The organism is Sutcliffiella horikoshii (assembly GCF_020524325.1).
GTDB lineage: Bacteria > Bacillota > Bacilli > Bacillales > Bacillaceae_I > Sutcliffiella_A > Sutcliffiella_A horikoshii_D.
This window is the reverse complement of record NZ_JAIVKY010000001.1, coordinates 174537-199399: the sequence shown is the minus strand read 5'-3', so window position 1 is coordinate 199399 and position 24863 is coordinate 174537. Positions and strand designations below refer to the sequence as shown.

Genomic DNA, 24863 nt, shown 5'->3' with positions numbered 1-24863 from the left:
GCGACCTTGAGCCTCCTCACTTCGTTGCGGGGTCTCAACATTGTCGCTACTCCCCCGCTGGAGTCTGCGCCTATTGCTCCAATCAGCAGCTAGAAAACTTATAATATCAGATTTCACTTTAGCAAAAAAATGATTAATAATCTGTCCAACATTCTTATATATATAAGGGGAGGAGGATTGCAACTATGAGAAGAATGCGTCGGACTTCTTTATTAAAAAGTGGGCCACTGCCATTAAAGTACGTGTTTTTAATTACATTTATATTATTTAATATTTTGACGGTTTTTAGTTTGATTATCATCAATAAAAATCTAGAACCGAGTTTAAGAAGTATAGCAGAAACGAAAGCACGGCAGATTGCAACACAAGCTATTAATGATGCCGTCTCAAAGAAGATAGCAAACAGTCTAAATCCAGAGGAATTAATTATCGTATTAAATGAAGGTACGGATCATGTAGCTTTTAGTACAAATCATAAAGTAGTCAACACGGTGATTTCTGAAACTACGTTAAGAGTTCAAAGGTATTTGGATTTCCTTGAAGAAGGCAATCTGGAAGGAATGGAATCCTATAAAAATGATTTGAATATAGATTACGAAGAATCAAAAAAGCAGAATGGAATCGTATATAAGGTTCCGTTAGGGATGGCGACCAAAACGACCCTCTTTTCCAATCTTGGCCCGAAAATACCAGTGCGGTTTGAGATCCTGGGTGATGTTATCTCGAATGTGGAAACGAAAGTGATTGAAACAGGAATAAATAATACGGTTATAGAGGTTTATGTAAATGTGAGTGTGAAGATGAACATTATCATTCCTTTGGTCGAACAGCCAATGGAGATAAATAACTCTGTTAAAATAGGAGATCTAGTCATTCCAGGAAAAGTACCGATGTATTATCATGAGAGTGGAAGCGGTGGTGGAGGAGTAGCACCAGTTATTATCCCTGAGATTCCAGTAGAAGAACAAAAGAATAATAACTGATTAACCCGGTCCTGTAATGCTCGATTGCAGGGCTTTTTTTATTTTGGGTGGATTTTTCAGATAGGAAACGACATCTTCCTTACAAACATCCACCACGGAGCTGATTATATCCAAGTCATTAGTAACATTATAATGAATCATTCTTTTTGCAATTTTAAGGGCAGTTTCCTTGGTTACAGTAGAAGAATCAGGATTCATGATGAGTCTCTTCGTAGTTATTAATAACATTCTTCATTCCAGGAATCGCAATTAAACTAAGGGATGTCATCAAGCTAAGCATGAACATTGGGGCATTGCTTGTCTTATCTGTCATCATGACATAAAAAAGAATGGCAAATCCGGAAACAGCCAATAGCTTCAAAGTAACGTAGAAAGATTGTTGGATTAATTTCATTAGTATCACCTCATTAGTATTTAGAACGTTTGTTCTGTTTTTATTATAATCGAACAGATGTTCTAAAGGCAAGCATTTTATTCAAAAAAAAATAACACCCTGAAGTGTTATTTTAAAAATGATTTATCTAATAGCATAGAAAGCTCTGATAATCCAGAGACTGTATAGGTTGCTTCGCTTTCTTTAAATAGGTTAAAAGGATCAATACAAATTGTACTACAACCCAATAAAGCAGCGGGAAGAATTTCGTTAATATAGTTATCACCCACGCTCAGCATTTGGCTGTAAGGAACATGGTGTTCCTTAGATATGTATGAGAGACGATCTGCCGTGTTTACCGGTTTATTTGCTTCATAAATTTTATCATGGAAGTAAGAAGTGAATCCAAGTTTCTTCAATATGACATCGCTGTCTGTCTGCGGGCTATTAGTCATAAGGATTAATGTATACTTTTTATGGAGTTTTTCTAATACATTAGCAAACTCTGCTAATGGTTCTAATAGAAAGTCATCTGTCATCATATGTTCTCTTGTTTGCAGGAATGCCGCATAAGCTTCCTCGCTGCTTAATCCGTAGTGCTTAGCAATGGAAACTGGTACCCACCATAGATCCCCGATACTGAGCATATCAAACAGGTCAAATTGAAGCGTGCCTAGATATAGGGAAGTGAGTTTATCTTGGGATACTTCTACTCCATCCCAAGTCCAGCCTCTAAATACTTTCCCATCATTATGTGCCAGAATTAGATCTTTCTTTGCATCATACACCATACCCATCTTTAGCGTATGCGTCCCTGCCTCAATAGCTTTATAGTCTTCTGCAAACATGGTTTGTTTTTCCGCAGGCAATTTGTTTTTGAGAAGATCGGCGTAATACTGAAAGTGGTGGGTATCCTCATAAAGCGTACCGTCCAGGTCAAATACGATTGTAGAAATGTTATCCATAGCATCCATTCTCCTTTATCCGTAATACTATCATTGTACTATATTCATTGTTTATATTATGGAAAATTTCTTTTTTGAGTATAATGGAACAAGAGGAGCGGATGAATATGAAACTAACTTTTTTAGGTACAGGTTCTGGTGTTCCAGCAAAGCACCGAAATGTATCTTCGCTGGCATTACATATAGATGATAAAGAGGGTTCTGTGTGGCTCTTTGATTGTGGGGAAGCAACACAGCACCAAATTTTACATACATCATTAAAACCAAGAAAGATTACTAAAATTTTTATCACCCACTTACACGGAGATCATATCTTTGGCTTGCCTGGACTGTTAAGCAGCCGTTCTTTTCAAGGTGGGGAAACACCTTTGACGGTTTACGGGCCGGTAGGGATAAAAGAGTATATTGAAACTTCTTTGAGAGTGAGTATGACGCATGTGAAGTATCCATTAATTATTGAAGAGTTTGAAGAAGAAGGGTTACTTTTGGAAGAAGCGGATTTCACCATAAAAGCAAAAAAACTTGTCCATGGAATTCCTTCCTTTGGCTTTCGGCTTGTTCAGAAAGACTTACCAGGTGCGTTATTAATGGAGAAAGTCAAGCAAAGCAAGATTCCATCAGGCCCTCATCTCCAAGAGCTAAAAGAGGGGAAAAGTGTTACTTTGTCTGACGGTAGAATAGTAGAAGGGAAAGATTATATCGGTCCTCCGAAAAAGGGGAAGGTGATTACCGTCCTTGGAGATACTAGGTTTACTCCTGTTTCTGTTGAGTTGGCGGAAGCGGCGGATGTTCTTATCCATGAGGCAACTTTTGCAGCAAAGGATGAAATGCTTGCAAGAGAGTATTTCCATTCCACTACTGTCCAGGCTGCACAGGTTGCCAAGGAGGCAGGAGCGAAACAATTGCTCTTAACGCACATAAGTGCAAGGTACCAGCAAGAGGATGTTCTCTCATTAATAGAAGAGGCAAAAGAGATATTTTCAAACACGGTTGTGGTAAACGACTTTGATGTCATGGCCATAAAATAAAAATTATTATGGAGTGGGACGATTACTTTCGAGGTAATCGTCCTCTTTTAAATTGTTTGTTACAATTTCGTTACGAATGTTACAAACTTGGAGAGTAGGTGGATCATACATCATTAGCCTGAATGATTTTAGGTGGGGTGGAACATCATTTAAGATGTTCCTAGCCCAGGGGTCAATTAATGGTGTTAAAAGAAAAATAGGGGTACTAGAATTGCGATAGAAAGAGAATAAACAGGGGATAACGGCTTCCAATTTCAGCTTTTTCATCTAACTTTAAAAGCGTTGTAACAATAGGTAGATAGGGGGTTGGTACAATATTACATATAAGGTAAGGGGAGAGATAAGATGGCTAAAGAAATTATCAATAATGAAGATCTTTACGAAATGTTAGACGGACTTCTAAGAGAACCGGAGACATTCTGGAATAACTTTTATGAGGACAGAAATAAGGAGATTCCATTCTTTAAAGTGAAAGGTCCGGATGAAAATCTAGTTTCCTATTTGGAGGAAGGTCTGTTGCCTAAACGAGTGTTAGAGATAGGATGTGGACCTGGTAGGAATGCAATTTATCTAGCAAAAATGGGTTGTACAGTTGATGCCATTGATATTTCAGAAAATGCATTGACCTGGGCTAGAGAAAGGGCACTTTCTGAAAAGGTGGATATTAATTTTCGCCAAGTCTCCCTTTTTGAGTATGAATTCGAACCCAACAGTTATGATTTTGTTTATGATAGCGGCATGTTCCATCATCTTGCCCCACATCGCAGATTGAGCTATATAGAAACAATAAAAAAAGCGCTAAAAAAAGACGGCCACTTCGGTCTAGTTTGCTTTAATACAAAAGCGGCTGCAGAAACTGCTGACTGGGATGTTTATGAACAAAGAAGCATGAACAGAGGTATTGGCTATTCGGAAGAAAGATTGAAACGTATTTTCATAGAAGACTTTACAATTCTTGAATTTAGGGAAATGGTAAAGGTTTCACAGCCTTCTGAAATGTTTGGTGAGGACTTTTTATGGGCGAGTTTGATGAAAATTAAATAGATATGCTAGTTTGAATTAATTGAAACTAAAACTATTTCCATCCGTAAATGTATTAGGAAGAAAAAAAGGGGGAAATAGTTTGTTCACAGATTTAAACCAAGAGTTATTAGAAGTTAAAGACAACCTGCGTAAGAAAGCAAAGTACGAAGAGCATATTGAAAGGTTGAATACATATTTGACAGAAGAAAAGCGTAAAAGAAGTCAGTTAAAGACACTGTTGGAAAAAGAAGAAGAGGATGTAGCTCGACTCGAACGTTTTTCTTTAACAAGTATTTTCTACTCCATGACCGGTAAAAAGTTGGAAAAGCTTGATCAAGAACAAAAGGAAGTACTTGCAGCAAAATTGAAGTATACGGAAGCGGTTGAGACGATTGACGATGTAGAGAAGGAGCTAGCAGAGTTTCAAACGCTATTAGCACCCGTTGTTAACTCACCTATTAGATACGAGAAAATTATTCGGGAAAAGGAAAGACTAATTCACGACTCTAACTCAGTATGGAGTGTAAAATTATTTGATTTAGCGGATAAAGAAGCAGACCTGCAAACGAACCTGAATGAATACGATGAGGCAATTGATGCCGGTCAATTGGCATTGCATGCTTTGGAGCGGGCGTTATCTTCCTTAGATTCTGCAAAAGGCTGGTCCACGTTTGATATGTTCGGCGGGGGAATGGTTTCCACTGCGATGAAACATAGCCGCTTGGATGAGGCCAAGGCGCATATTCATCAAGCTCAAAATAAGCTACGAGTTTTTCAAGATGAGTTACTTGATATCAAGCATCACTTTGATTCCACGATTGAAGTGGGAGGGATGCTGACTTTTGCTGATTACTTCTTTGACGGGCTGATTGTTGATTGGATGGTGCACGGAAAAATTACGGAAAGCTATAATCAAACCTCTCAGATTATCGGAAGAGTTTCTAGGTTGCTTGGAAGCTTGAAAGGCCAGCGAGATCAAATGGAAGAAGAGTTGCGTTCAGTTAAAGAAGAAAAGAAAAACCTTCTTGAATCTTCAAACTAGTAACAAAGGAAAGGAAAACGGCCATAGTAACTGGTTTGTTTCAGAGGTTTAGACAAGTAATACCCATGCAAAACGCACTGTGTTTCTCAAAGAAATTCACAGTGCGTTTTTTTTGTAATACCAACTGTCAAATGAGTATTTGTTTCTATTAACTATTATGAAATCACATACCATTTTTAGAGGTTATAACGCAGGTCGCTAGAAAAAAATGTTAATATATAGATATCGTAGACAATTTTTACTAGTTAATAATCGGGCAGGATAATAGAATATCAGAAACTTAATTATTTTGGTATTCGTCTAACTCTTAAAGGGGGAATAAATATGAAGCGAATAGTATTTCTTGCTGTTATCTTTTTTCTTGTTGGCTGTGGACCCCAAATGGATTCTGACGATGAGTTGACGAAGCAATATCTTTTAGACAAAGGTTATGATATGGATTCTGACGGTGAGTTGGCGAAGCAATATCTTTTAGACAAAGGTTATGATATAGAATCTTACGAAGGTAACCAGGTTTACTCTTTTACCAGAGTAGAACTAGGGGATATGCCACACAATTCAATATGGGCTGTTCAAACTGTTTCTCCTGAATCATATATAGGAAAAGAGATAGTCCAGGAAGTATTTGTCGTGAAAAATCACCCTTTAAGTGAAATGGATGGACATCAGGAAGGTTTTACTGGGAAAGTTGAAGTAAGGGTGTTTATCTACAATGATGAGGTAATTGGAGGTACTTCATACCCTGTCGGTGAAGGCGTTAATGGTTGGGGTTATTCATTAGATGGAAAGACTGCCGAAGAAATACACGGGGATGACTTAGATTCACTCCTGAAAGAATGGAGTGCCCAAAATTGACACAAAAATCTTAATAGCCCATTGAGTTTATGTTGTCCCATAAACTAGGGCCGATTGCACCAAAGCTTATCTCGTATTACTTAGGAATAGGTAGTTTAATGGAAGAGGAAATAATTAATTAATGGAGGTAATTATGGAATGGAAAGAACTGAAACATAGGCAGGATATTGAAAAATTGTTAGAAACATTTGGTGGTTTCCATGATAGTTGCTTAAAGGAATTATATATGTGGACTGAGAGCTATGTAGATGAAAATTTATTTATGGGCATGTCAACAGACCTTGATACTAATGTACGAATCCTCTTCCAAAGACAATATGATAATCCTTCTGCAATTGAATTACTTTTTGAAGGGGTAACTCAATTTCATATCGTTCCCAGTCCGATTAACTATGACCCAGTCATTTATGAAGCAAAACTTATTTTACACGAAGGTTATTTTTATTGGGCTGATGATTATGATTGGGAACCAAATAATTTTACTCAGGGTGCTAATAGCTGGATTTCTTCAAAGAATCTTAAGTGGCGTGATGTTAGTTCGTGGATGGGTAAAAAAAGCAGATACGGTTTAATTACCCCAAATTAAAAGAGATTTAGAATTCAACAATCTAGAAGCGGTTTGTCCCTCAAATAAGTTTTGGGCAATAGTTATTGAATGTGAAGTAAGTAATAGACTCCCTTGGAGGTTGTCAATAATGATTACTTTTTTATCACTAATAAATTGTCTTATCTCTTTAGAAATTGCAAAATTTAAAAAACAATCCAAGCTCAATTTATTTATTAATAAAATTATAAAGGTAACTAAGATACTACTTTTCTTAATCATTGTATTTATCGGATATCTATTTGCGTGGCTTACAGGAGATAACCCATAAATTAGTTTTTTACTTATGCCGCAATTTGGAGCTCTGGTGGAACATTGAACAAAAGAAAAGGCTTAGAAGGAGAACCTCTAAGCCCTTTTGATGATTTACCCTATGATTTGGTTATTTACAGCTCACAGGTAAACCCATTATCCTAAGAGTGGGCGCTTCTATTACCAAGAGCGGTCATATTGTTTTGGAGATTCAATTTCAACCCCGAGTTGTTTCGCCGCTGTTCTTGGCCAGTAAGGGTCACGCAATAGTTCCCTTGCAACGAAGATTAAGTCTGCACGGTTATTTCTTAAGATTTCTTCCGCCTGCAAACCAGAAGTGATTAGTCCAACCGCACCAGTATCAATGTCTGCACCGGACTTGATCGTTTCTGCAAAACCAACCTGGTAGCCAGGGTACACATCAATCGCTGCCGGCACCACCGCACCTGAGCTGACATCCACTAGATCCACTCCTTGCTCTTTCATCCATCTAGCATAGGTTACATAGTCTTCTGCAGTTAATCCCTCAGGGTGGTAGTCATTAGCTGATACACGAACAAATAATGGTCCATCCCATACTTCATTTACGCCATCAATGATGTCACGAAGGAAGCGGTAGCGATTTTCTGTACTTCCACCGTATTCATCTTTACGTTTGTTCGTAAGAGGTGATAGGAATTCATTGATTAAATATCCATGAGCACCATGTAGTTCTATAATATCAAATCCTGCTTCCTTGGAACGCTTGGCTCCTTCCACAAACGCAGCGATTGTTTCTTTTATATCCTCTGTAGACATTTCCACAGGAGTTTTCATTTTTTCGTTAAATGCCAACGCGGTTGGTGCATAGATGTCTCCGTCTACCATTGCCTTTCTTCCTGCATGAGCAAGCTGGATGGCAGTTTTGGATCCATGGACCTTGATTTGTTTATTTAATTCTTGGAAGCCTTGAATATGTTCGTCGTTCCAAATTCCAAGGTCTTGTGGAGAAATGCGTCCTTGTGGCTGGACCGCTGTTGCTTCCACCATGATCAGCCCTACTTGGCCGACTGCGCGTGATACATAGTGAGTCATATGCCAATCTTGAACATGCCCGTCTTCATTATGACTGGAATACATGCACATTGGGGACATGACAATCCTATTTTTAAGTGTTACGCCTTTTACTGTATATGGGGAAAATAATGCTGATTTCATAAATGATTCCTCCTATATATTTCGAGTTCCTAAAATATTATATCAAACGTTTTTGTTCACACCAAAAGATAGGTGTTCAATTCTTGAAAATAGTAGTATGATAGGAGCAAAATACTACTATCTAGAGGAGGATGGGAGATGCACTGGCAAACGAAAGAGCAGATGACAAATCTACTTGTATCCCTTGTCCAGCACGGAAGTGTGACATTATCCGGGGAAGAGAAGCGCTTAGCTTCCTTTATTTATTATCAACTGAATCATCTGGATTATTTCCAAGAGAACCCTGGGAATTTGGAGCTTCATCGTATGGAGGATGGCCGTTCTTTTGTAACCGCTTTAGTGAAACAGTCGGAGAAGAAAGAAACGATTGTACTTGTCAGTCATTTTGATGTGGTAGGAGTAGAGGATTATGGTTTTCTAAAGGATCTGGCCTTCCAACCAATTGAGTTGACGCGGGAACTAGAGAATAATGCTGATGCGCTTCCTGCTGAAGCAAAGGAACACCTATTATCAGGAGATTGGTTGTTTGGTAGAGGAGTCATGGATATGAAAGCAGGACTAGCTCTTCAAATCTCTCTTCTGGAAAAAGCGATTGATGAGAAATGGGATGTAAACCTGCTGCTACTGGCAGTCCCGGATGAAGAAGTAAACTCTCAAGGTATGCTTCAGGCATTGCCCGCTCTGGCTGATATGGCTTCCAAGCATGATTTGACTTATAAGGCTTGCGTCAATTCGGAACCAATGTTTCAAAAATATCCTGGTGATAACAACCTTTATCTTTATACAGGTGCAATCGGTAAATTATTGCCGGGCTTTTTCTGCTACGGAAAAGAAACGCATGTTGGCGAGCCCTTGGCTGGCCTCAACGCAAATTTAATGGTTTCTGAGATACAGAAACTGATGGAATGGAACACAGATTTATGTGAACAGGTAGGTGCAGAAGTGACACCACCTCCTACTAGTTTGATTCAAAAGGATTTAAAAATGGAATATTCCGTGCAAATCCCTCACACCGCGGTGACATTATATAATGTTTTATTTATGGAAAAGTCGTTGACGGATTGGGAGGCGGATTTTCTTCGTATCGCAAAGCAGGCTGCAAAGAATATCAATGAATTTTGCAAAGGTAAAGCAGAACAGTTTAAACAGTTCACGTCTTTTACTGAAATGCCTGTGGACGTATCGGTTTATACCTATGAAGAGCTTCTGGAAAAAGCAAAAGCCATTCATGGGGATCAGGAAATGGACATGAGAATTTCTTCTATGATTGTCTCCAACTTACATTTAGATGAAAGGGAGCAGTCTATTAAAGTTGTAGAAGAAGTTGCATCGCTTTGTAAGGACTTGGGGCCGATGATTATTTTGTTTTTTGCACCTCCATACTATCCGGCGGTAGCGACGGATAATAAGGAATTATTGGATTCTGCTCGAGAGTTTATTCAGAAATGGAAAGTGGAGGCAGATGTTGAATTCAACGAGCAGCGCTATTTTTCGGGCTTATGTGATTTGAGTTTCATTGGCAAGGGGGACTTTTCTGCAAAAGATCGACTTCCATATAATATTCCAGTGTATGGGGCGACTTACTCGTTACCTTTTGCAGAGATGGAAGCATTGCAGATGCCTGTGTTCAATCTTGGGCCGGTAGGGAAGGACCCTCATCAATGGACGGAAAGGCTGAATGTTAAGTTCTCTTTTGAGGAGTTTCCGCCGATATTGGCTGATTTTGTGAAGAATTTATAGTTGCTATAAGTCTGTTTGGAGAGTCTTGGCTTTCTGGACAGGCTTTTTTTGTTTAGGTAGTGATGAAGACGTGAGTGACAAGAAAAAAGGAGAAGAGAGGTCCTCATGGATGTGATGAAGACGTGAGTGACAAGAAAAAAGGAGAAGAGAGGTCCTCATGGACGTGATGAAGACGTGAGTGACGAGGAAAAAGGAGAAGAGAGGTCCTCATGGACGTGATGAAGACGTGAGTGACGAGGAAAAAGGAGGAGAGAGGTTCTCATAGACGTGATGAAGACCTCAGTGACGAGGAAAAAGAAGAAGAGGGGTTCTCATGGACGTGATGAAGACCTCAGTGATGAGAAAAAGGAGTAGAGAAGTCCTCATCGCCGGTAAAGACCTTGGTGACAAGCTTTTTTGTGTAAGAACCATTACTTATTGGTTAATTATGTTAATATTAATATAGTTTAAACGACAGGAGTATGATGCACATGACATCTATTCAAGTAACTTGGGGCCAGTCAATCGTTCAATTAACTTGGGAAAAGCAGTCTCAATTTCCGCCAAGAAATCTGATCACCAGCGCTCACGGCTATTGCTTTCATGAGGATAAGTTGATGCTGGTCAACCTCAGAGATAGAGGATGGGATTTTCCTGGTGGGCATATCGAACTTAATGAAACTCCAGAAATGTGTTTTCAAAGAGAAGCAATGGAGGAGGGATATGTGGAAGGAGATTGCCGTTTGCTTGGCTCCATAGTGGTCGATCATCATAATAATCCAAACTGGAACGAGGATAGTCCTTATCCGAAAGTTGGATATCAGGTTTTTTATAGAATGGATATCACGAAGTTTCATAGTTTTAGAGCAGAACATGAATCTACGGAAAGGCTATTTATTAAGCCGTCAGAGGTATCGAATTATTATGGAGGGTGGAATAAAGTGTATCAGGGGGTTTTAGAGGATTGTTTGGAAATGGGGAGTGTATGTGGAGGCAATCGATAAATTTTATAAGGTTAAGGATTTAAAGTGCGATTTATAGGAAATGAGTTGTCATTGTGGTTTAAAGCCAACATATATATTTGGATATATTACTTTATTTTTATTATCTTTAATCCTGCTCACCCATTAGATACATACGGCCAAGTCACCATAATCGGTTCTTTTTTTGGCCTTCCTTTATTAATGTGGATACTTATTCCTATTTGGAATGCTTTACATACTTTTCGAAACAAGTCCGTCCATTGGAAGCCTCTTCGATTAATTCTTTATATTTGCTCGGCATATTTGGTGTTATTAGGTGTGATGATGGTACATGCTCAAATCTCTAATTCCATTATAAAAGAACGGGTTTTCCCTGAGGGGTGGGACGAGCATGTGGCTAAGAGCTTTGAACGATTACAATCCACTACAGAACGTGATATTGCACTAAAACGGGCATATTATTCAGAGCCATATCATTCTAACATTAATGCGGGGAACATGAGCGGAACTAGAAGTCCATCATTAACTATAGAGTATATCTACAATGATTGTTCTGATAAAGAAGAGTGTTCATTTATTTATAAAGAAATTTATGATGCGTCATCAGCGGTTCTAACTAGAACTGAGAATGATAGTTATTAGATTAGACAATTTAAAACACAGCACTTGGAAAAGGTGAAGAAACCTTTTCCAAGTGCTGTGTTTTTGCATTGGCTTATTTCGACGCTTTCTCTTTCATCTTCTCCGCCATTTCCTCTCCCATCTCTCTGGAGCGCTCTGTCGCTCCTTCAATACAACTCTCAAATGCTTCAGAGACTCTTCCTTCATCTAGCAATGAAATCCCTCGTTGAGTCGTGCCGCCTGGACTTGTTACTTCTCTTCTTAAGACTTCTGCATCTTTATCTGTTTCTTGCAGCATATGAGCGGCTCCAATCAAGGTCTGACTGACGAGCTTCTTTGCAACATCCACATCCAAACCTTGAGCCAATGCTGCTTTTTCCATCGCTTCTGCAATGTAATAGATATAAGCAGGACCGCTTCCGGAAACGCCTGTGACAGCGTGAAGTTGGTCTTCTTCCACAATGGTGCATAGACCGATTGCTGAGAACAATGATTGTACTAGCCCTAAGTCTTCTGCAGTAGCAAAGTGACCTTTTGCAATGGCAGTTGCAGATAAACCAATGGCTGCTGACGTATTTGGCATGGAGCGGATGATGCGCATCTTTTGTTTGAAAAGGTCTTGGATGATTTCAGTTGAGATGCCTGCAAGAACGGAGACGATCAGTTGCTCTTTGGTTACATATGATTTGATTGCTTGAATTCCGTCTTTTGCGTCCTTAGGCTTCATGGCTAAGAAAATCACATCTGCATCTTTTACGGTTGCTTCTTTATTTTCCATAATGGTTACGCCATATTTATTTTTAAGGCTTTCGAGACGTTGTTGGTCCTGTTTATTTGTCACCGTTATATTCTCTTTTGTACAGATTTCCTGTTTTAACAGTCCGGCCATAATCGCTTCAGCCATGGAACCGGCACCAATAAATGCTATCTTCATCGTTAACACGCTCCTTTTAGAATAGAAAAAAGACCTATCTGTCCTATAGAAAAGGACGGATAGGTCTTATCCGCGGTACCACCTTAATTGGTTAGTTGAACCCAGCTTTAATTCCCGTATCGTGGGAAGGCGATCAGGTTTACCTGATTGTTCCTGGGTAGGTTCAAAAGTGCAGGGGATGTGGAGGCCTTTCAGCCAGTGAACCTCCATCTCTTTTCATCTTGCAGCATTTTACTGGTCCCATTCGTCACGTTATCATTTGTAATTTTATACATTATCCATCGGAAGGAGGGGAAAGTCAAGGGGATATTTGTCACGATTGTTTATTTTTTTGGAGAAAGCTGAATCAAAAATCCTATATTGCAGTTGACGTTATTTCAAAAAAATGAACTGGGAAATTTTATTAGTTATTCAGGAATACCCCTTTCTTTTTTTCCTTATTTAGTGCATTCTATAATTGAATGGTTATTCAATTACCATTATAGGTCTATTATTTCGTTATAATTTTATTGTACATAACATACATATATACATACTAAAACGAATTAAAAGGGGATTATGATGAACGACGTTTCTTGTAAGCAAGAGATCAAACAAATTACAATCCCGACTCCGTTTGCGGTTGGGGACGTACATACTTACATTATCATTACCGATAAAGTGACACTGGTGGATGCTGGTGTGAAAACGATGGAAGCTTGGGAAATTTTTCAACGAGAGTTGAGCAATCATGGATTGAAGGTATTAGACATTGATCAAGTGATAGTGACACATCATCACCCTGATCATGTTGGTTTATTGGACTATTTTCCATCCAATATCCCTGTTTACGGGCACAAGCGTGCACATCCTTGGATGACGCAGGATCATCGTTATTTTTCGACTCATGAGGTTTATTATAAAGATTTGTTTGAACAGATGGGTGTTGAGGAACGCTTTTATCCTGTATTGGATGCCATTGATAAGCCACTACGTTTCGCTTGTCGCAGGGGGCTCACTTCCTTCATTGGAGAAGGAGATCGCTTGGACGGCTTGGCAAATTGGCGCATCATGGAAACACCAGGACATGCAAGCAGCCATCTTGTGTTATTTGATGAGAAGAGTGGAACATTAATCGGTGGAGATTTAATTTTAGCGGATATCTCACCAAATCCGTTGGTGGAGCCGCCTTATGTCGACGAAACGGAACGGAAGAAAGCAATGCTGGATTACATTCACTCTATTGAAAAAATAAGACGTTTGCCGATAAAACGGGTGCTGCCAGGGCACGGAGATATTGTTGAAAATGTTCCGGAATTATTAAAGACCCGATTGAAGCAGCAGGATAAACGTGCAAACAAGGTATTAAACTACCTCAAAGATCAGCCTGCCACTGCCTATGAGATCTGTCAGTACCTTTTTAAATCTGTTTACGAAAAACAACTGCTACTGACACTTTCTGAAACCATCGGTCAGGTGGATTATCTTCTTGATAAGGGCTTGATAATAGAAGATGCATCATCCAAGCCATATACGTATTTAGCAGGAGGGAAGTAAGCGATGGCTAGTCTTCAAGGTAAATATATTGTAATCACCGGTGCTTCAGGTGGAATTGGGAAAGCACTTGCTCTTGAGGTTGCCAAGCGAGGAGCTACTCCGGTACTAATGGCACGATCCTTGGATAAGTTGGAACAGGTAGCAGCGCAGATAAAGATGAATCATCAAATAGAAGCGCCTTTTTATCAATTGGATGTTCGTAAACAGGCGGACATTGAGCATACTTTCAAGCGACTAATGACCGAGATTCCTGCTGTGGATGTGTTGGTAAACAATGCTGGGTACGGAAAATTTGATGATATTGCGGATCTTTCCCTTGATGATATGAGTGGAATGTTTGAGGTCAATGTGTATGGTTTGATTGCTTGTACAAAAATGGTCTTGCCGTCCATGCTTGAGCAAAATCAAGGGCATATCATTAATATTGCTTCACAGGCTGGGAAGATTGCGACACCGAAGTCGAGTGTGTATGCAGCAACGAAGCATGCTGTTCTCGGCTTTACTAACAGCATGCGAATGGAGCTTCATGATACCAATATTTTTGTAACATCCGTTAACCCCGGTCCAATTAGGACAGAGTTTTTTGACATTGCGGATTCATCTGGAAGCTATAAGCAGAAAGTAGATAAGTGGATGCTTGAGCCAGATTACGTTGCCAAGCGGATAGCAGATGCGATGTTCACACGCACCCGGGAAATTAATCTTCCTGGTTGGATGAACATGGCCAGCAAACTGTATCAAGTATTTCCTGGTGTGGTGGAAAAATTCGGAGGCAAGGCTTTTCGACAAAAATAATGTAACCTTTCTATCCTTCTTTCGTCCAATAGAAAAAGAGGTGAGAAGAGGATGAAAACAGTAAAATTTATGTCATTGCTGGCTTGTTTCCTTCTTTTATTCGGTTGTGGAACAGCTGGTGGCAACGACAACAATAGCAGTTCAGGTTCCAAGCCAGGTTCTAATGAGGAAGCACCAAATGAAGAACCGGTGGATGTTGGTGATCAGGCAGTTGAAGATCTGACAGGTTATATCGTTTCGGTTTCTGATGAAGGGCAAATACGTATTTTAGTGACAGGTCAACACCCTAGCAGTGGCGGCTCTGGTACTTCTGCAACTATGTACACGCTTGAAGAGAGCACAAAGGTCGAAAACTCTGCAGGTGAGTCGCTGGAAGTAGCTGAACTTATGGTCGGAATGAAAGTGACTGTTTGGAACTCCGGCATAGTGGCAGAATCCTTTCCCGCCCAGTCAGGCGCCATAAAAGTGGTGGTAGATGAAGGGCAGGATGAACTCGAACAAAAGGCTATTGCTAAAGCATTAGAAGAAGTGGAAGCCGGGTATCCGTGGCACGTTGAGGACGTGACGGAACAGGCGGAGGGCTTGTATAAGGTAACTTTGAAGAACCTGTTGGATGACAGCGAGCCCGTGGATATTGAGGTGGAAGTGAAAGAGGAATAATATCCTTTTGTGAGACGTCTTGTGTGATGGGTGCAAGGCGTTTTTTTGTTCAGTGAGAGTTTCCTTAGCGAGCGCGGTTTGTCGGGATTTGGCGAAGTTTGTCGGTTTGCATGTATTGCCGTGAGTTTGGACAGTAAATAGGGGAGTTTGGCTTGTATTTTGACATTTCCGACAGTATTTACCTCCAAACGGACAGTAAACAGGTCGTTTCCGACAGTAAGCATTATCCGACGTGACTTTCTTGCAATCTTACACATGAAATGGAGGCAAAGTACTTATGAATTTTATTTTAGAAGACGAGAATTTAGGTATCGAGGTCATTAAAGCGATTCAAACAGGTGATGCACCGGCTCTTGAGCGTTTACTTACCGCTCACCCTAACCTTGCCATGGCAAGAATTATCGCCAAAGGCTATCATGATGAAAAATCTGACGCGTTTGGAGTGTCACGCACCTTGCTTCATGTGGCGACCGACTGGCCAGGTCACTTTCCAAACGGAGCAACAGTTGTGCGTACATTAGTAGAGGCGGGAGCAGCAGTGGATGCTAGATTCACTGGTCATCACACAGAAACACCTCTTCATTGGGCTGCGAGCAGTAATGATGTGGAAGTTCTTCAGGTGCTTCTGGATGCAGGTGCCGATATAAATGCCACAGGAGCAGTAATCGCAGAAGGAACACCATTAGACGATGCTGTAGCATTCGGGCAATGGGATGCAGCCCGTCTTCTAGTAGAGAATGGAGCACAGATTAAGCTTTGGAATGCAGCGGGATTGGGGATGCTTGATGAAGTGAAAGCGTACTATAAAGATGATCAGCGTCCTTCTGCATTCGAAACTACTCAAGCTTTTTGGTTGGCATGCCATGGTGGTCAACTGATGGCGGCAGAGTACCTTTTCAGCCAAGGAGCAGATCTTAATTGGATCGGGTATGATCACCTTACTCCACTTGATGCTGCAGTTCGCAATACGGCGGATACGAAGCTGCTTGAATGGCTTCGTGGGAAAGGCGCTCACTCTGCAGGGGAAATCGGGTAAGGTCCTTCTTGTGCAGGTTTTTTAGTTGAACTCTTACGAACGTACTTCTCCCACATACCTTGGAAACCATACATCAATATGGATTTTATTAGAAAAAGGCCAAAAAGTTGTTGGCGGTTCATTTTTTTCATTTCAAATATGCCTATATTTTTTAAAAATGTAAACACCGGATACATAAATATAGCATCTACAAAGGCATTTAAAAGAAAATACAAATAGAACCTTCCATATGTAAGACGTAAGATCCAAAAGGACCCAGCAAAAAACGGTCCGACTATAAATGCAAATTCATTCACAAAATAGGGCGGGATTTTTTTATAGATGGCCCACCAATTATACTTCTCCGCCACAATGCTTTCTAATGCAAGTAATATAGACATAAATAAGGTTCCGGGCAAAAAACGTTTAAAGTGCTTCCACCCAAGAAAAGGGAGTGTCAGAATGGAGATGAATACCATTATCCATAATACAAGCACAGGCTTTTTCTTCATGATGTCGCTCCTTTTCTAGATGAACTCTTCTTTTATCTTGTGTAATTACATCGGATTTATGAATTATTTTGCCATGTGCGTTTACCATTTACTCAAATATTCATACACCACATCATTGACTACATCAAACACTTTCAAATTGGGATCTGCGGCGACCGCTCTGCTCACTTCCTCTGCCATTTTTTCATACTCTTCCTCTCTAAGCGGAACAGATTCAACATCATGCTGATATTGAATAAAGCAATTTCGAATCATTTTTTTCACTAAATTTCTCTCCATTTTGCTCACCTCATTCCCTTTAGTATAAGGGTTTTGCCCCTTTAACAAGTACACGAAAAAAGAAATTGTCGAAATATGTAGTGGAATTTACCATTGAAACCGAACGTATATTCGCTTATTATTGGGTATATACTACTAATGCGAACATACTTTCTGTTTTAGTGAGGTGTAGAGGTTCGTGGACATGGATTACAGCAAGATGCCAAACAACAAGATTTTATGTGTAGATATGAAAAGCTTTTATGCCAGCTGCTCTGCGGTGATGATGGGACTGGATCCGCTCACCTGCTATTTGGCTGTGGTTGGGGATACGGAGCGACAGGGGAGCGTTGTACTTGCAGCTTCTCCCATGCTGAAAAAGGAGTTTGGAATTAAGACAGGTTCCCGCCGGTTTGAGATTCCAAACGACAAACGCATTCATATTGTAAACCCCAAGATGGCAACCTATCTGCGCATCTCCACAGAAATCACCCGACTTTTCAATCGATATGTACCAAAGGACGCCATCCATACCTATAGTGTCGACGAAAGCTTTTTACAAGTCGATGGGGTAGAAGCACTTTGGGGAGATGCCACCACGATTGCTGAAAAAATCAAAGAAGACATGGAGCGAGAATTTCAGCTTCCATGCGCCATCGGAATTGGTCCCAACATGCTCATGTCAAAACTATGCCTAGATCTTGAAGCAAAAAAGAAGGGTATAGCAGAGTGGACCTATGACGATGTAAAAACAAAGCTTTGGCCGCTTTCCCCTCTCAGTGAAATGTGGGGAATTGGATCCAGAGTACAAAAAACGTTAAATCGAATGGGAATTTTCAATGTTGGACAGCTCGCAAATTATCCCCTCGAGCTGCTGGAGAAAAAGTTCGGTGTGATGGGAAATCAACTGTACTATCATGCCTGGGGGATTGATCTATCAGAGCTTGGCGCCCCGATTATCCAGGGACAAATCAGCTTTGGCAAAAGTCAGATTTTAATGCGCGACTACACAAATCCAAAAGAAGTAAAACAAGTCATCTTGGAAATTTGTGAGGAAGTCGCCAGAAGAACACGGCATCACCGAAAAGCCGGCCGTACCATCAGTCTTGGAATCGGCTATAGCCGCGATGAACTTGGCGGAGGATTCTATCGCTCCCGAACAATGGAACGGGCAAGCAACGTCACGATGGACTTATACCGTACCTGCCTTGAACTGTTCGAGGAAAATTACGAACCAAAAACCGTACGTAAAATTGCCGTCTCGCTCTCTAACATCGTGGAGGACAGTGAAATGCAACTGAGCCTGTTTGAACTCGAACAGCCAAAAAAACGCGAACTAGGCTATGTAATGGACACCATCCGTGGAAAATATGGAACCAATGCGCTATTGCGGGCTGTGTCCTATACCAATGCCGGAACTGCGGTGCACCGAAGCAGGCTGGTTGGTGGCCATAAGGCATAGAGAATTTGCTATAGCTAGAAACGTAAGAAAGGATGTTTAAGGATGATACGAGATCGGGGAACCATTAAATGGACGTCCATGATGCTGCCGGAGCATGTCAAAATGCTGCGCGATTGGACCAAAGAGGATTTATACCAAACAAAGCCGGAACTGGACGAACAGCGGCTCGAAGAAATGAATGAACTGTTTTGCGAAGCGATGGAAACGGGTAAGGAAGTAACCATTACCTATTATGAAAAGAGAAGATACCATTTGTTTGTAGGAGCGGTGCATCATCTTGATGCCTATCAGAGGCGCTTGCATGTGGTGGATAAATTCGGCGAAGCAGGCTGTTTGTGTGTAGAGGATATTTTGGATATTTCCTGATAAATAAGGCTGTTTTCACAAAGTTTTTTGCTTTCAAGAAACTTAATACAGGTGAGTGGATTGGAGCGGAAGGCACTCGACTCCGGCGGGAGGTAGCGGTAGACTTGAGACCCCTGAAGCGTTGTGAGGAGACTCAAGCACCGCCCCGCGGAAAGCGAGTGACTGCAGTGAAAAGTAGTGGTAAAAATAACCAATAACAACATTTGTTTTAGAAAAAGAAAACAGCCACACAAAAACATCCTTCCCACTAAATGAGGAAGGATGCTCCATTATTATTTTTTTTCGAAATACCCAAGAGCCAAAATCGCTTCAAATACTTCTGCGCCTTCATCAGACGTTACTTCTACTTCCTGGCCTGGCTGAAGAGCAAGCGCCAAAACACCAAGCAAGCTTTTGGCATCCACTACCCAATGCTCCTTTTTAAATAAAACTGTTCCAGAATAAGAACTGATTGTATTCACTAGATTGCTTGCAGACTCGGCAAAAATAGGTTTTAAAACTGTAAGTACCATATGTATCTACCCCTTTTGTATTGTAATACTTTAAGTATAAAGAAAATGATGGAAACAACAAGAGAAAAATATTGATATGATGGTAGGAGGGAAAAAGGATGAGAGTTGAGGTAACAGAGAAGACCCCACAAAAACTTTTGACCAAAGCAAGCGGGTTTCTGAAAGGCTATACCCACACCCTCAACCCCTATATCGGCTGCGCCTTTGGGTGTTCCTATTGTTATGTGAGACAAAGCCCGGTTGGTTTGTTTCGCAAACAAGAATGGGGCACCTGGGTGGATGTGAAAAAAGATGTAAAAGAAAAGCTTGCTAAAGAAATGCGGCTTTTAAGAAAAAAAGAGCAGCCCATCAGCATTTTTATGTCATCCAGCACGGATCCTTATCAACCGGTAGAACAAAAGGAAGAGGTTACCCGTACCCTTTTAGAAGTAATGGCAGAAGAACCGCCTGACTTTCTTTTTGTTCAAACAAGAAGCCCGTTGGTGACAAGAGACATCGACCTCCTAAAGAAATTGGGAGACCGCGTGATGGTAAGCATCACAATAGAAACTGATCTAGAAGAGGTACGTAAAAGGTTCTCACCCACAGCTCCACCAATACCTGCAAGACTGAAAGCATTAAAAATATTGCATAAAGAAGGCATTCTAACCCAAGTGGCTATTGCACCAGCCTTGCCGTTTTCCGAAGAATTTGCCTTAAAACTAAAAGGGACAGTAGATAGAGTATGTGTGGATGATTTTACAGGGGACGGAAGTGGAGGCAAGCGGACAGCCCGTTTAGGTGTATATGAGAAATATGAAACAGGAGAAAAGACGAAGTGGGTGGAAGGAAATGTGCAGCAGAAGGTTTTTGAGGTAATGCGAACAGTATTTCCTGAAGAACAAGTCATCCGGAGTCCAGAGGGGTTCTTCCCGCCTAAAGTATAGTGGAATTCAAAAGCTTAGGATGACAAGGGTCCTAAGCTTTTGATGAAATATAAGAACGAATTTTGTCTGTTAAACCACCGTTACTGGTGAAAGAGTAAGTTATTATTCATACCCGCCATTTAAATCAGGTAATTCCTGATACGCCTTCTTTGCTGCAACTAATTTATGTATATAGTTCTCGAGGTTCATCAGATTTTTAGCGTCTCCATCATACTCGCAAAAATTAGTATATGAAAACTCCTTCGTCTCCCCATTCATTTGGATGTGCCAAGACGTGAATGAAGGAGGTTCTATTGCACACTGAAGCTCCCTACCAATATCCAAATCTCCCATTATGTTTATTTTTAACATTTCATTATAAATAAGATCTTTCTCTTCGACTGTTAAAGGTATCTCAGCTTCTATGGTTCCGTCTATCACAAGATCTTTAATTATCATATCTTTAAAAGTATCCACTTTTTGTTTGCCATAGGTACCGTATGTAAGGCTAAATTCAAAATCTGCAGGCATGACTGGAGAACTAACATCAGGCAAGGCTGGAACACTAACATCTTCATCGTAACTGCAAGCGGAAATGAAGAATAAAATCGACAACCATATAATGTAAATGCGTTTCATTTAATAACCACCTCTTCTCTACAGACGATAAAATTGGAAGAAGGTTACTGTTATTCACAGAAAAATGTAAAAATACGATACAATAGAAAAATAGTAACAATAAAACAAAGGAGGTCAACCAATGGACAGCATTATTTTCGATTTAGACGGCACGCTATGGGATTCACGGGAAACAGTACTGGTGGCTTGGAATGAAATTCTGAAAAATGATGAAAAGATCGAGAAAGAGTTAACAAGTGAGGATTTTAAAGCAACCATGGGGCTTCAAATGCATGAAATAGAAAAGATTCTCTTTCCGGATATAGACGAAGCGTATCGTACTCAATTGTCGAACAAATGTTGCGAAGCGGAGAGAGTGCTTCTAGAGCAAAAAGGAGGTCAGCTCTACGAAAAGTTAGAAGAAGTGCTAGAGAGCTTATCTCAAAAATACAAACTTTTTATCGTGAGTAATTGCCAAGAGGGATACATAGAAGCTTTTTATAAATACCACCAATTGGAGAAACATTTTATTGACTATGAGAATCCGGGTAGAACAGGACTTTCAAAAGGTGAAAATATAAAACTAATTATGGAGCGCAATAAACTTGAGAGCCCCGTTTATGTAGGGGATACGCTTGGAGATCAGCAAGCAGCGAAGGTAGCGGGTATTCCTTTTGTTTACGCTAGTTATGGATTTGGGGAAGTGGAAGAATATGATTATATCATTCATTCACTTAATGATTTAAAGGAGATTTTTTAGTTTTAGTTGAAAAACAGAAGAAGGAGCCGCGGTTATGCAGCTCCTTTGCTTTAATTTTAATGCTGCGCCAATTAATCGTTCAATACTTGGGCAGCCCGAACACAGGACTCAAAATTCCCTTTATGGGAAGCGTCACAATAAGGAAGTTTTTTGGAAAGTCCACAGCGGCAAAGAGTGAAAGCCGGTTTGTCCTCAAACTTGTTTCCTTCTGCATCAATTAACTCTACATCACCTGTTACACGGAAGCCTCCGTTATCCATTACTTTAATTGTTACTTTTGACATTGGTAATCTCCTCCTTCTAATAAAGATATTAGTATCGTACCTACAATTATCCATTTTGACAACAAGAACTTATCCACTACCATCCTTTCCAAATGCCTTCTAGTTATACTAATGAGCAATATATGGTACAATCAGGCTAACAATGAAACAGTTGGAGGCATGAAACGTGAAAGTAACGTTTACAGAGAAAGCAGCAGAAAGAGTAAAAGCAAAGCTTGAAAACCAAGAAGGAAAATGGTTGAAGCTAAAATATGATACAGATGGATGCGGATGCGTCGTTAGCGGTGTTTCCGCACTATGGATCACACCGGAAAAAGACGAAGATGATGTAGAGTTAGAAACAAACATAGGACCATTATTAATGGAAAAATCAAAGCTTCTCTTTTTTGATGAAGACATGACAGTTGATTTTGTAGAAAGTGCAAACTGTTACATGCTGAAATGTCCAAGCCAGATTTTAAATCCACGCATGAGTTTATTAGTAGTGGAGGGAGCAAAATGAGCAATGGGGGCAAAATCAACTCATTGAAAAATGTGGCCCAATCGAAAACGTGGGCATCATTTCTAAATCATAATCATCCATACAGCCTGTTGCACTGGTCGATTGGTGGCATCAATCATGAAGATAAAGATGTATGGCTGCTTCAGGATGAAGTAACATTCGAGGTTCAGGAGTTTGAGAACTTAGATGTAGCAGTGGAATGGATCTCGGAAAATATGGACGGGATTACGGATGTGCTGGGGTAAGATTGGACCGTTCAATCGGAAAAGTCGGGGAACATTGTTCTTCGGCTTTTTTTGTGTTGGGAATATCTTTTGGATGTGGGTATTTGTCGTTACGTGTCGTTTGGCTTGTATTGTGTTGAGTTTGGACAGTAAATGGTTCACTTTGGATCGTATTTTTGATTTTCGGACAGTATTTTACTCCAAACCGACAGTAAACAATGAGTTTTGGACAGTAACTTGTGTCGGCGAGAGATGTAGAGTTACTAATTGATTAAATTTTCCTATATTCTAGGGAGAGATAGAACCAATTATTTACACCTCACCCAATCTTCTCTATAATTAGAGTTATAATTTTCAGAATGGGGCTAAAAATTCGAAAAAAGTAATTGAGGTAGAGAGCTTATCACGAACATACAAAGGGATACTTGCGTTGGTAGTTGAAGCCATAACATTTGATACCTCCCTTCTACAAGATAAATAAACAAAAGATAAAGGAGCATAACAATGCAAGCAATCATCTTTGACATGGACGGAACACTTTTTCAAACAGATAGAATACTAGAGTTGGCTTTGGATGATACATTCCAGCTGTTAGTGGAAATGAATGTCTGGGAGAAAGAAAAGCCAACTCCCATTGATACATATAGAAGAATTATGGGAGTTCCCCTGCCGGTAGTGTGGGAAACACTTTTACCTTCCCATTCACTTGAAGTGAGGCACGCGGCAAACGAGATTTTTCATGAAAGATTAATAGACAACATTAAGAAGGGCAACGGAGCTCTGTATCCAGAAGTCCAGGAAGTACTAAGAGATTTGAGGGAACAAAATATTGAACTTTACGTTGCAAGTAACGGTCAAACACCATACCTACAGGCGATAGTGGAGCAGTATGATTTAATGCAGTGGGTAACAGAAGTGTTCAGTATCGACCAAATTGAATCTTTGGATAAGACAGAGCTTGTGGGGGATATCGTGAGGAAGTATTCCATTCATCATGGTGCGGTTGTAGGGGACCGACTATCAGATATTAATGCGGCAAAAGGAAATGGATTGACGGCAATCGGATGCAGATTTGATTTTGCGCAAGAAGAAGAGCTCACCCAAGCGGATCTGGTGATTAGTAGTTTTGGAGAGTTGAAAAATATATTAGTTGAAAAAGCAGTGTAGTAATCATTGGGAAATGGAACCTTTTCCACTTCCATATCGTATTATTGGGACAGGTACAAACCAAAATAGCTTGTTAGGGTGATACATATGAAAACAGAAAAAATTAAAAAAGAATTGTTCAGCTGGGGGAAAGCCTGCGTAATCGGACTTTTTTTCGCTTTTCTTGTCAGCGCATTAGTTGTGCAGCCATTTACCGTTAAAGGAAGTTCCATGGAACCGACGTTGGATGGAGAGGATATCTGGACTAGCAAAGATGATGGAGATAAAGTGTTAATCTTTAAAAGTGGGTACATGGTGGGGATTGACCCAAAGTACAATGATATTGTTGTCATTGATAGTCGGGTGGAGCGCGAGAGAAGTCTAACAGATAATTTCAAGGAGAGTCCATTAGTCAACGCATTGCTAGATGAAACCCAAGGAAACAATTACTGGATCAAGCGAGTGATTGGTGTAGAGGGCGACAAGTTGGAGTATCGCGGAGGAACCGTATATAGGAATGGGGAAGCACTGGTAGAAGAGTACATACAAGAAGAAATGCTGTTTCCATTTGAGGAAGTAACAGTTCCAGCGGGACATGTTTTTGTTATGGGAGATAACCGTAATGAGAGCAGGGACAGCCGGGAGATTGGCTCTATACCGAAAGAAAACGTGATGGGGAAAGTGGTTTTAAGATATTATCCATTCAACCGGGTAGATACGGTTGAATAA

At 40.3% G+C, this 24863-nt stretch carries 31 protein-coding genes; 21 read left to right on the top strand and 10 right to left on the bottom strand.

Annotated features, from left to right (window positions below; translation table 11 throughout):
- Positions 1-185: 185 nt before the first annotated feature.
- Positions 186-983 carry a sporulation protein YunB gene (gene yunB, locus LC091_RS01105; protein WP_168864628.1) on the top strand — a complete coding sequence of 266 codons (798 nt, stop codon included), beginning with the start codon at positions 186-188 and terminating at the stop codon, positions 981-983.
- On the opposite strand, the gene LC091_RS01100 is transcribed toward yunB, so the two are convergent.
- The 3 genes from LC091_RS01100 to LC091_RS01090 form a co-directional block, all read right to left on the bottom strand.
- Complete coding sequence (locus LC091_RS01100) at positions 984-1181, bottom strand: hypothetical protein (protein ID WP_226679878.1); 198 nt, start codon at positions 1179-1181, stop codon at positions 984-986.
- Positions 1171-1377 carry a hypothetical protein gene (locus tag LC091_RS01095; RefSeq protein ID WP_010194176.1) on the bottom strand — a complete coding sequence of 69 codons (207 nt, stop codon included), beginning with the start codon at positions 1375-1377 and terminating at the stop codon, positions 1171-1173. Before LC091_RS01095 ends, LC091_RS01100 begins: the two co-directional genes overlap by 11 nt.
- Positions 1378-1484: 107 nt before the next feature.
- Complete coding sequence (locus LC091_RS01090) at positions 1485-2321, bottom strand: HAD family hydrolase (RefSeq protein ID WP_226679877.1); 837 nt, start codon at positions 2319-2321, stop codon at positions 1485-1487.
- A 107-nt stretch (positions 2322-2428) separates the two neighbouring features.
- Between LC091_RS01090 and rnz the strand changes: the two genes are divergently transcribed.
- The 5 genes from rnz (at position 2429) to LC091_RS01065 (ending at position 6855) form a co-directional block, all read left to right on the top strand.
- A complete protein-coding gene (rnz, locus tag LC091_RS01085; protein ID WP_226679876.1) occupies positions 2429-3349 on the top strand; it encodes a ribonuclease Z in 921 nt (306 codons plus the stop codon).
- A 345-nt stretch (positions 3350-3694) separates the two neighbouring features.
- Positions 3695-4393, top strand: a complete 699-nt coding sequence (locus tag LC091_RS01080) for a class I SAM-dependent methyltransferase (RefSeq protein WP_226679875.1) — start codon at positions 3695-3697, stop codon at positions 4391-4393.
- A gap of 79 nt (positions 4394-4472) precedes the next feature.
- Positions 4473-5414 (top strand): hypothetical protein, encoded by a 942-nt coding sequence (locus LC091_RS01075; protein ID WP_226679874.1) that lies wholly within the window; start codon positions 4473-4475, stop codon positions 5412-5414.
- Positions 5415-5738: 324 nt separating this feature from the next.
- A complete protein-coding gene (locus LC091_RS01070; RefSeq protein ID WP_226679873.1) occupies positions 5739-6269 on the top strand; it encodes a hypothetical protein in 531 nt (176 codons plus the stop codon).
- Between the two features lie 133 nt (positions 6270-6402).
- A complete protein-coding gene (locus LC091_RS01065; RefSeq protein ID WP_226679872.1) occupies positions 6403-6855 on the top strand; it encodes a hypothetical protein in 453 nt (150 codons plus the stop codon).
- A gap of 450 nt (positions 6856-7305) precedes the next feature.
- Here the strand turns inward: LC091_RS01065 and namA are convergent, their stop codons facing one another.
- Positions 7306-8322 (bottom strand): NADPH dehydrogenase NamA, encoded by a 1017-nt coding sequence (gene namA, locus LC091_RS01060; RefSeq protein ID WP_226679871.1) that lies wholly within the window; start codon positions 8320-8322, stop codon positions 7306-7308.
- Between the two features lie 138 nt (positions 8323-8460).
- On the opposite strand from namA, the gene LC091_RS01055 reads away from it, so the two are divergent.
- The 3 genes from LC091_RS01055 to LC091_RS01045 all read left to right on the top strand — a co-directional run bounded on the left by LC091_RS01055 (position 8461) and on the right by LC091_RS01045 (position 11666).
- Complete coding sequence (locus LC091_RS01055; protein ID WP_226679870.1) at positions 8461-10062, top strand: M20/M25/M40 family metallo-hydrolase; 1602 nt, start codon at positions 8461-8463, stop codon at positions 10060-10062.
- 470 nt (positions 10063-10532) lie between these two features.
- Positions 10533-11045 (top strand): NUDIX hydrolase, encoded by a 513-nt coding sequence (locus LC091_RS01050; RefSeq protein WP_226679869.1) that lies wholly within the window; start codon positions 10533-10535, stop codon positions 11043-11045.
- Positions 11046-11090: 45 nt separating this feature from the next.
- The gene (locus LC091_RS01045) at positions 11091-11666 is read left to right on the top strand and encodes a hypothetical protein (protein ID WP_226679868.1); all 576 of its coding nucleotides are present in this window, start codon (positions 11091-11093) and stop codon (positions 11664-11666) included.
- 73 nt (positions 11667-11739) lie between these two features.
- On the opposite strand, the gene proC is transcribed toward LC091_RS01045, so the two are convergent.
- A complete protein-coding gene (gene proC, locus LC091_RS01040; protein WP_226679867.1) occupies positions 11740-12579 on the bottom strand; it encodes a pyrroline-5-carboxylate reductase in 840 nt (279 codons plus the stop codon).
- Positions 12580-13137: 558 nt separating this feature from the next.
- On the opposite strand from proC, the gene LC091_RS01035 reads away from it, so the two are divergent.
- The 4 genes from LC091_RS01035 (at position 13138) to LC091_RS01020 (ending at position 16606) form a co-directional block, all read left to right on the top strand.
- On the top strand, positions 13138-14115 hold the full coding sequence (locus LC091_RS01035; protein WP_226679866.1) for an MBL fold metallo-hydrolase: 978 nt from the start codon (positions 13138-13140) through the stop codon (positions 14113-14115).
- A gap of 3 nt (positions 14116-14118) precedes the next feature.
- Positions 14119-14910: an SDR family NAD(P)-dependent oxidoreductase gene (locus LC091_RS01030; RefSeq protein WP_226679865.1), complete on the top strand. Its 792-nt coding sequence runs from the start codon at positions 14119-14121 to the stop codon at positions 14908-14910.
- A gap of 51 nt (positions 14911-14961) precedes the next feature.
- A complete protein-coding gene (locus LC091_RS01025; RefSeq protein WP_226679864.1) occupies positions 14962-15570 on the top strand; it encodes a DUF3221 domain-containing protein in 609 nt (202 codons plus the stop codon).
- Between the two features lie 277 nt (positions 15571-15847).
- Complete coding sequence (locus tag LC091_RS01020; RefSeq protein ID WP_226679863.1) at positions 15848-16606, top strand: ankyrin repeat domain-containing protein; 759 nt, start codon at positions 15848-15850, stop codon at positions 16604-16606.
- Here the strand turns inward: LC091_RS01020 and LC091_RS01015 are convergent.
- Entirely contained in the window at positions 16582-17097 is a 516-nt protein-coding gene (locus LC091_RS01015) for a hypothetical protein (protein WP_226679862.1), read from the bottom strand. The two genes, LC091_RS01020 and LC091_RS01015, sit on opposite strands and share 25 nt — an antisense overlap.
- An 81-nt stretch (positions 17098-17178) precedes the next feature.
- Positions 17179-17376, bottom strand: coding sequence for a YqzH family protein (locus LC091_RS01010; protein ID WP_226679861.1), 198 nt, complete (start codon positions 17374-17376; stop codon positions 17179-17181).
- Positions 17377-17560: 184 nt separating this feature from the next.
- Between LC091_RS01010 and LC091_RS01005 the strand changes: the two genes are divergently transcribed.
- Positions 17561-18817 carry a Y-family DNA polymerase gene (locus LC091_RS01005; RefSeq protein ID WP_226679911.1) on the top strand — a complete coding sequence of 419 codons (1257 nt, stop codon included), beginning with the start codon at positions 17561-17563 and terminating at the stop codon, positions 18815-18817.
- Between the two features lie 42 nt (positions 18818-18859).
- On the top strand, positions 18860-19183 hold the full coding sequence (locus LC091_RS01000; RefSeq protein ID WP_226679860.1) for a YolD-like family protein: 324 nt from the start codon (positions 18860-18862) through the stop codon (positions 19181-19183).
- Positions 19184-19455: 272 nt separating this feature from the next.
- Here the strand turns inward: LC091_RS01000 and LC091_RS00995 are convergent, their stop codons facing one another.
- Positions 19456-19695 carry an HPr family phosphocarrier protein gene (locus LC091_RS00995; RefSeq protein ID WP_226679859.1) on the bottom strand — a complete coding sequence of 80 codons (240 nt, stop codon included), beginning with the start codon at positions 19693-19695 and terminating at the stop codon, positions 19456-19458.
- 98 nt (positions 19696-19793) lie between these two features.
- Here LC091_RS00995 and LC091_RS00990 point away from each other — a divergent pair, with 98 nt between their 5' ends.
- The gene (locus LC091_RS00990; protein WP_226679858.1) at positions 19794-20621 is read left to right on the top strand and encodes an SPL family radical SAM protein; all 828 of its coding nucleotides are present in this window, start codon (positions 19794-19796) and stop codon (positions 20619-20621) included.
- A 102-nt stretch (positions 20622-20723) separates the two neighbouring features.
- Here the strand turns inward: LC091_RS00990 and LC091_RS00985 are convergent, their stop codons facing one another.
- The gene (locus tag LC091_RS00985; protein WP_226679857.1) at positions 20724-21239 is read right to left on the bottom strand and encodes a hypothetical protein; all 516 of its coding nucleotides are present in this window, start codon (positions 21237-21239) and stop codon (positions 20724-20726) included.
- 121 nt (positions 21240-21360) lie between these two features.
- Here LC091_RS00985 and LC091_RS00980 point away from each other — a divergent pair, with 121 nt between their 5' ends.
- Positions 21361-21978 (top strand): HAD family hydrolase, encoded by a 618-nt coding sequence (locus tag LC091_RS00980; protein WP_226679856.1) that lies wholly within the window; start codon positions 21361-21363, stop codon positions 21976-21978.
- Between the two features lie 71 nt (positions 21979-22049).
- Here LC091_RS00980 and LC091_RS00975 read toward each other — a convergent pair whose 3' ends face one another.
- Positions 22050-22262, bottom strand: a complete 213-nt coding sequence (locus LC091_RS00975; protein ID WP_063560517.1) for a CDGSH iron-sulfur domain-containing protein — start codon at positions 22260-22262, stop codon at positions 22050-22052.
- A 166-nt stretch (positions 22263-22428) separates the two neighbouring features.
- On the opposite strand from LC091_RS00975, the gene LC091_RS00970 reads away from it, so the two are divergent.
- The 4 genes from LC091_RS00970 to lepB all read left to right on the top strand — a co-directional run bounded on the left by LC091_RS00970 (position 22429) and on the right by lepB (position 24863).
- Positions 22429-22764, top strand: a complete 336-nt coding sequence (locus tag LC091_RS00970) for an iron-sulfur cluster biosynthesis family protein (protein ID WP_226679855.1) — start codon at positions 22429-22431, stop codon at positions 22762-22764.
- Entirely contained in the window at positions 22761-23009 is a 249-nt protein-coding gene (locus tag LC091_RS00965; RefSeq protein WP_010194233.1) for a DUF2552 family protein, read from the top strand. The genes LC091_RS00970 and LC091_RS00965 overlap by 4 nt, the downstream gene beginning before the upstream one ends.
- 483 nt (positions 23010-23492) lie before the next feature.
- The gene (locus tag LC091_RS00960) at positions 23493-24155 is read left to right on the top strand and encodes an HAD family hydrolase (RefSeq protein WP_226679854.1); all 663 of its coding nucleotides are present in this window, start codon (positions 23493-23495) and stop codon (positions 24153-24155) included.
- An 87-nt stretch (positions 24156-24242) separates the two neighbouring features.
- A complete protein-coding gene (gene lepB / locus LC091_RS00955) occupies positions 24243-24863 on the top strand; it encodes a signal peptidase I (protein WP_226679853.1) in 621 nt (206 codons plus the stop codon).